The organism is Mycobacterium sp., from assembly GCF_049585075.1.
In the GTDB taxonomy this organism is placed as follows: domain Bacteria; phylum Actinomycetota; class Actinomycetes; order Mycobacteriales; family Mycobacteriaceae; genus Mycobacterium.
Genome location: NZ_JBAUZA010000190.1, coordinates 1 through 6,258, shown reverse-complemented (window position 1 = coordinate 6,258; position 6,258 = coordinate 1). Strand labels below are relative to the sequence as shown.

Annotated in this window: 6 protein-coding genes; 3 read left to right on the top strand and 3 right to left on the bottom strand. The window is 64.1% G+C overall.

Annotation, left to right across the window (positions count from 1 at the left end; all coding sequences use genetic code 11):
- Positions 1-1,583, top strand: a 1,583-nt coding sequence (dnaE, locus tag WB785_RS09055) for a DNA polymerase III subunit alpha (protein ID WP_424078584.1), incomplete at its 5' end; no start/stop codon positions are given.
- Positions 1,584-1,600: 17 nt separating this feature from the next.
- Here the strand turns inward: dnaE and WB785_RS09050 are convergent.
- Complete coding sequence (locus WB785_RS09050) at positions 1,601-2,527, bottom strand: MBL fold metallo-hydrolase (protein WP_424078583.1); 927 nt, start codon at positions 2,525-2,527, stop codon at positions 1,601-1,603.
- A complete protein-coding gene (locus tag WB785_RS09045) occupies positions 2,520-2,972 on the bottom strand; it encodes a PPOX class F420-dependent oxidoreductase (protein WP_424078582.1) in 453 nt (150 codons plus the stop codon). The genes WB785_RS09050 and WB785_RS09045 overlap by 8 nt, the downstream gene beginning before the upstream one ends.
- A 59-nt stretch (positions 2,973-3,031) precedes the next feature.
- On the opposite strand from WB785_RS09045, the gene WB785_RS09040 reads away from it, so the two are divergent.
- Positions 3,032-3,421: a MerR family transcriptional regulator gene (locus WB785_RS09040; RefSeq protein WP_424078581.1), complete on the top strand. Its 390-nt coding sequence runs from the start codon at positions 3,032-3,034 to the stop codon at positions 3,419-3,421.
- A 117-nt stretch (positions 3,422-3,538) separates the two neighbouring features.
- Here WB785_RS09040 and WB785_RS09035 read toward each other — a convergent pair whose 3' ends face one another.
- Positions 3,539-4,369 (bottom strand): class I SAM-dependent methyltransferase, encoded by an 831-nt coding sequence (locus WB785_RS09035; RefSeq protein ID WP_424078580.1) that lies wholly within the window; start codon positions 4,367-4,369, stop codon positions 3,539-3,541.
- Between the two features lie 34 nt (positions 4,370-4,403).
- On the opposite strand from WB785_RS09035, the gene fadD11 reads away from it, so the two are divergent.
- Positions 4,404-6,248 (top strand): fatty acid--CoA ligase FadD11, encoded by a 1,845-nt coding sequence (gene fadD11 / locus WB785_RS09030; protein WP_424078578.1) that lies wholly within the window; start codon positions 4,404-4,406, stop codon positions 6,246-6,248.
- The last annotated feature ends 10 nt before the right edge of the window (positions 6,249-6,258 follow it).

Below are 6,258 nucleotides of genomic sequence, written 5' to 3'. Positions count from 1 at the left end.
TCGTTGCGGTGATCGCGCTGTACCGGCCCGGCCCGATGGGGATGAACGCCCACAACGATTACGCCGACCGCAAGAACAACAAGCAGGCGATCAAGCCTATTCATCCCGAACTCGAGGAACCGCTGCGCGACATCCTCGCTGAGACTTACGGCCTGATCGTGTATCAGGAGCAGATCATGCGCATCGCGCAGAAGGTGGCCGGCTATTCGTTGGCCCGAGCCGACATTCTGCGCAAGGCGATGGGCAAAAAGAAGCGCGAAGTGCTGGAAAAGGAATTCGAAGGCTTCTCCGAAGGCATGCAGGCCAACGGGTTCTCGGCCAAGGCCATCAAAGCGTTGTGGGACACCATCCTTCCGTTCGCCGACTATGCGTTCAACAAGTCGCACGCCGCCGGATACGGCATGGTGTCGTACTGGACGGCGTATCTGAAGGCGAACTATCCCGCCGAGTACATGGCCGGGCTGCTCACCTCGGTCGGTGACGATAAGGACAAGGCCGCCGTGTATTTGGCCGACTGCCGCAAACTCGGCATCACCGTACTGCCGCCGGACGTCAACGAGTCCGGCCTGAACTTCGCCTCGGTCGGCACCGACATTCGCTACGGGCTGGGCGCGGTGCGGAACGTCGGCGCCAATGTCGTTGCCTCGCTGATCAATACCCGTAGTGACAAGGGTAAGTTCACCGACTTCTCCGACTACCTCAACAAGGTCGACATCGCGGCGTGCAACAAGAAGGTCACCGAGTCGCTGATCAAAGCCGGCGCATTCGACTCGCTCAAGCACCCCCGTAAAGGGCTGTTCCTGGTGCATACCGACGCGGTGGACTCGGTGCTGGGCACCAAGAAGGCCGAGGCGATGGGCCAGTTCGACCTGTTCGGCGGCGACCCGAACGATGGGGGAGCAGGCGCTGATGCGGTGTTCACCATCAGGGTTCCCGACGAGGAGTGGGACGACAAACACAAACTCGCGCTGGAACGCGAAATGCTGGGCTTGTACGTGTCCGGGCATCCGCTCAACGGGGTAGCACATCTGCTGGCGACCCAGGTCGATACCGCCATCCCGGCGGTGCTCGACGGCGACATCCCCAACGACACCATGGTCAAGGTCGGCGGCATTCTGGCGTCGGTGAACCGTCGCGTCAACAAGAACGGAATGCCTTGGGCCTCGGCACAGCTGGAAGATCTCACTGGTGGTATCGAAGTGATGTTCTTCCCGCACACCTACTCGGCCTTCGGTGCTGAGGTCGTCGACGACGCGGTGGTGGTGGTCACCGCAAAGGTTGCGATCCGTGACGACCGAATTGCGCTGATCGCCAACGACCTTGTGGTGCCTGACTTCTCGTCGGCGCAACTGGATCGGCCGTTGGCGGTCAGCTTGCCGACACGACAGTGCACCATCGACAAGGTCAGCGCGCTCAAACAAGTGCTTGCCCAACACCCCGGCACGTCGCAGGTGCTTCTGCGGCTGGTCAGCGGAGATCGGATCACTACGCTGGAGTTGGACTCGTCGCTGCGGGTGACGCCATCCCCGGCGCTGATGGGCGATCTCAAGGCGCTGCTCGGCCCCGGTTGCCTGGGCGGGTAGCGCGGAGGGTCGTCGCCTTACGCCGATAATCGAAGCGCGGCCCGATGATCGTGGGTTGGGATAATCGTCACGGCGTGCCGCGCGACGTGTAATCGATGGAGTGTTCTGAAGGATTGGTCGCGGTCTTCGTCTGCCAAAGCTCCTGGGTAACTTGACTTTTGCCGGACCTTTTCGATCTGTAATTCGTGCCAGGCGGCGTCGCCGGCGATCAGGATCCAGCCCCGGCTGGTATAGGCGAGTACGCCGATGCTGCCCGGGGTGTGTCCCGGCAGGTCCACCAGGAGCACGGAGTTGTCGCCGAAAAGATCGTGGGATCGCGTGAAGGTCAGTACCGGTGGTCCGTCCAGGTCATATTCGACGATCGGTCGGTCGCGCAGCGAATCGCGAACGCCGCCGACCGGTGCGACCGGCCCGGAAGCGACCCAGTCGTGTTCGATGCGATGCAGGTGCACCGGAAGATCGGGAAGGTCCAGCAGACCCGACACATGGTCCCAGTGTGTGTGCGTCGGTAGTGCGAAATCCAATTGCGGCGTGTCGGGCAGCCGGCCCAGTGCTCTGATGGTCGGGATGGTGTCCGACGGTGGGCGAACGGCGACACGCAGCACTGCGGGTAGTTGCGTAATTGCCCGCTGCTCGGCGTTCAGGCACACGGCGGGATCGACGATGAAGGCCGCCTCCGGATGGGTGACGATGAATGATGTCAGCGAGTTCTCCACGCGCGCAGGCGTAAACACACCCTCGATCACCGCGGCGGTAGGCACCGACCGCGGCACCTGGGGAAGCGCGGTTACGGTCACCGTCGTGTCGGCATCCGGGAGTCCTGCATCGACGATGCTTCTGATGAACCGTTGATCGAGCGGCTTCGGCCGCACCAGACCCCAGACGAATCCGGTTGCAGCGGCGCAGCATTGGCTCACGCTGGGCGAGCGGACCGGATCAGACATGGGTCAGGTCCACCCGAACGATGACGCTGTCTTCCCAGACGCTTCGGTCGCGGGCGCGGCGCACCTTTTGCCGAAGACAGAGCTCTTGGTGGACATTGGTCACGCCCGGGACTTTGATCAACGGCATGATGTTCCACTGCCAGCCATACCGTTCGTGCAGGAGGCGGTTGGCCTGTTCGGCGTCGGCTCCGGACAGGATCGTGGCACGGCCGGCCAGCGTCGTCGCTGCTGTGCGGACGCGTCCCCGGTAGTCGCATGCGGTGAGTTCGACGCCGGGATGCGCCGCCAACCGTCTGGTCTTCGGGCCCGCTTTGGTGCGGAACACCACCGCGGTTCCGTCCAGCCCGAACCAGATCGGCGTATCGACGGGTGTGCCGTCCCGGCGAAACGACCGAAGTCGGGCGTAGCGGGCGGCGCTGAGTTCATCGAGGGTGTGTGCGTGCATATCGCCAGTCAACGACTTAGAGTTGGCTCTAAGTCAAGCCTGGATTTTTGGGAGAGCCGATGACCGCACGTCTGACAATCGGAGAGGTGGCCCGTGAGACCGGTGTCGCTGCCACCACATTGCGGTACTACGAGCAGATCGGCCTGGTTCCGCCTGCGCACAGGCTCGGCGGTCAGCGGCGCTATGACGAGTCGGTCCTCACCCGGCTCGAGGTGATCCGGCTGTGCAAATCCGCCGGGTTCGCCTTGGACGAGATTCAGCTGCTGTTCGCCGACGACGCGCCTGGGCGTCCGGCGAGTCGCGCACTCGCCGAGGCCAAACTCGCCGAGATCGACGCTCGGATGGAGTCGTTGGCCCGGGCGCGGGAGGTCATCGAGTGGGGAATGGGCTGCACTTGCCCATCAATCGATGCATGCACCTGCGGAATTCATCGCGCATTACCGGCGTGAACCGAATCCGGTTAGCGTGCCGAGCGTGAAGCTGGCCGCACGCTCGCGCTCGAGCGTGAAGCTAGCTTCACACTCGAGGATCTGCCTGAGGCGGATCCTCGTAGATCACACCGTCTTTCATGACGAAGTCCAGCGGTAGCGCAGAATCCGTGCTGTCCGGGCGCCGGCCTTGGTCTTCCCCATCAGTCGCGTCGAAACCCGCGCTCCCGCCGGATACAAATCGACCTCCGGGGCATGAGCCAGGCTGGCTTCCTCGACGAGCTTCAGGCGCGGAGTCCAGGTCTCGGGCAGGTGAGCGTCCTTGAAACCCCGGTAGGCCCACTGGGTTCCGACAGCGCGGAACGCAACTTTCATGGCCATCAGACTGAGCCGACTGACCCGCCCATAGTCGTTGATAGCCAGTTCGCCGGACCGAAAATGCTCGGGGATAACGCGGAACAAGTTGATGATCACCGGTTCGGGCAGAAACGCCAGCAGGCCGTCGGCGACCAGCATGGTGGGCCGGTCGGACGGGATCGAGTCAGTCCAGTCGTCGTCGGCCAGCGACGCCGCCACCGAATGCGCGTTGTCGTCGGCGGGCAGCAGTTGATCCCGCAACGCGATGACGTGTGGCAGATCGACGCTGTACCAGTCCACCGTGGCCGGCGGCCGTACTCGCTGCATTCCGGTGTCCAGTCCCGCGCCCAGCGCCACCACGACAGCGTCCGGATATTCGGAAATGAACGCCCGCACTCGATCGTCGAGCATCTTGGCACGCAACGCGGTTTGGCGCACCGCGCTCGATGGCACGCCCAGCGCTTGGAAGTCGTAGTCGATGTTGGACACGATGTCGTCGGATAACGTGTCGCCGAGTATCGGTTTGGGCCAACGGCTGTCGAGCGCTCGGGCGTATGCGGTCACGAACGCGGTTTGCTCGATGGGGGTGAACTCGGTGATCGCGATTCGCATACCGGCAACGTACTCCGCGACTAGGCTGCGCTGGGTGATCGATTCGAAAACCACAGCCCAGCAGCCGACCACGTTATGTGAGGCATTCCAGCGCACGGCGGCGATCGATCCGGACGCGATCGCGCTGCGCACCCCGGGCGGCACCCAGACGATGACCTGGCGGGAATACGCGGCTGCCGTACGTCGGGTCGCGGCGGGTTTGGCCGGACTGGGGGTCCGTCGCGGCGACACGGTTTCGCTGATGATGGCCAACCGCATCGAGTTTTACCCGCTGGAAGTGGGCGCCCAGCACTTGGGTGCGACCTCGTTCTCGGTGTACAACACACTGCCCGCCGAACAACTGACCTATGTTTTCGACAATGCCGGCACCAAAGTTGTGATCTGCGAACAGCAGTACGTCGACCGGATCCGGGCCAGTGGCGCGAAGCTGGAGCACATCATCTGTATCGACGGGTCCCCGGAAGGCGCGCTCTCACTGGATGACCTCTACGCCGCCGGCGCCGACGACTTCGACTTCGACTTCGAGTCGACCTGGCGGGCGGTGCAGCCCGATGACGTGATCACTCTGATCTACACGTCCGGGACGACGGGAAATCCTAAAGGCGTGGAGATGACGCACGCCCACCTGCTGTTCGAAGCCCAAGCCCTCGACGCCGTTTTGGGTGTTCAGTTCGGTGATCGCGCCACCTCCTTCCTGCCGACGGCACACATCGCTGACCGCACGATGGCGTTGTACAACCAAGAGGTCTTCGGGGCACAAATCACCGTGGTTTCGGACGCGCGCGAGATCGCGGCGGCGCTGGCCGACGCGCGCCCGACAGTCTGGGGTGCGGTGCCCCGGGTATGGGAAAAACTCAAAGCGGCAATAGAATTCGCCGTCACCCACGAGCAGGACGAGGCCAAGCGTCAAGCTCTGCAGTGGGCCATGTCGGTGGCCGGGAAGCGGGCGGCGGCGCTGGTGGCCGACGAGCCGCTGTCGGACGACGCGGCTGCCGAATGGGAGAAAGCCGACGAGCTGGTGCTGTCAAAGCTGCGTGCCAGGCTCGGACTGGACCAGCTCCGGTGGGCGGTGTCGGGTGCGGCGCCGATTCCGAACGAAACGCTGGCATTTTTCGCCGGTATCGGCATCCCGATCGCCGAGGTGTGGGGCATGTCCGAGCTGAGCTGTGTTGCCAGCGTGAGTCATCCGGCCGAGGCGCGCCTGGGCACGGTAGGCAAGCTGCTGCCCGGCTTGGAGGGCAAGATTGCCGAGGACGGCGAATATTTGGTGCGTGGGCCGCTGGTGATGAAGGGCTACCGCGGCGAGCCGGCGAAGACCGCCGAGGCCATCGACCCCGACGGCTGGCTGCACACCGGCGACATCCTGGACGTCGACGACGACGGTTATCTGCGGATCGTCGACCGGAAGAAGGAGCTGATCATCAACGCGGCCGGAAAGAACATGTCGCCGGCCAACATCGAGACCACCGTGATGGCCGCTTGCCCGATGGTCGGGGCGATGCTCGCGATTGGCGACGGCCGCCCCTACAACACCGCGCTGTTGGTCTTCGACGCCGACTCGGTGGGGCCGTACGCGGCCCAGCATGGACTCGCCGACGCCTCCGCCGAGGCCCTGGCGGCTGACCCGCAAGTGATCGCGAAGATCGCGGCGGGGGTGGCCGAGGGCAACGCCAAACTGTCGCGAGTTGAGCAGATCAAGCGCTTCCGGGTGCTACCGACGTTGTGGGAGCCCGGCGGTGAGGAGATCACGCTGACGATGAAGCTCAAGCGGCGGCCGATCATGGCTAAGTACGCCGACGAAATCGAGGAGTTGTACGCGGGCGATCCGGGTCCGGACGTCCACGAGCCCGGCAGCACATCGGCAGCCCAACCGGCGTGACTTCAGCCGG

What these genes read in the sequence shown, in the direction of transcription:
- WB785_RS09050 (WP_424078583.1), bottom strand. Translation starts at nt 2,527, where the DNA reads ATGTCTGATCCGGTCCGCTCGCCCAGCGTGAGCCAATGCTGCGCCGCT.
- WB785_RS09045 (WP_424078582.1), bottom strand. Translation starts at nt 2,972, where the DNA reads ATGCACGCACACACCCTCGATGAACTCAGCGCCGCCCGCTACGCCCGA.
- WB785_RS09040 (WP_424078581.1), top strand. Translation starts at nt 3,032, where the DNA reads ATGACCGCACGTCTGACAATCGGAGAGGTGGCCCGTGAGACCGGTGTC.
- WB785_RS09035 (WP_424078580.1), bottom strand. Translation starts at nt 4,369, where the DNA reads ATGCGAATCGCGATCACCGAGTTCACCCCCATCGAGCAAACCGCGTTC.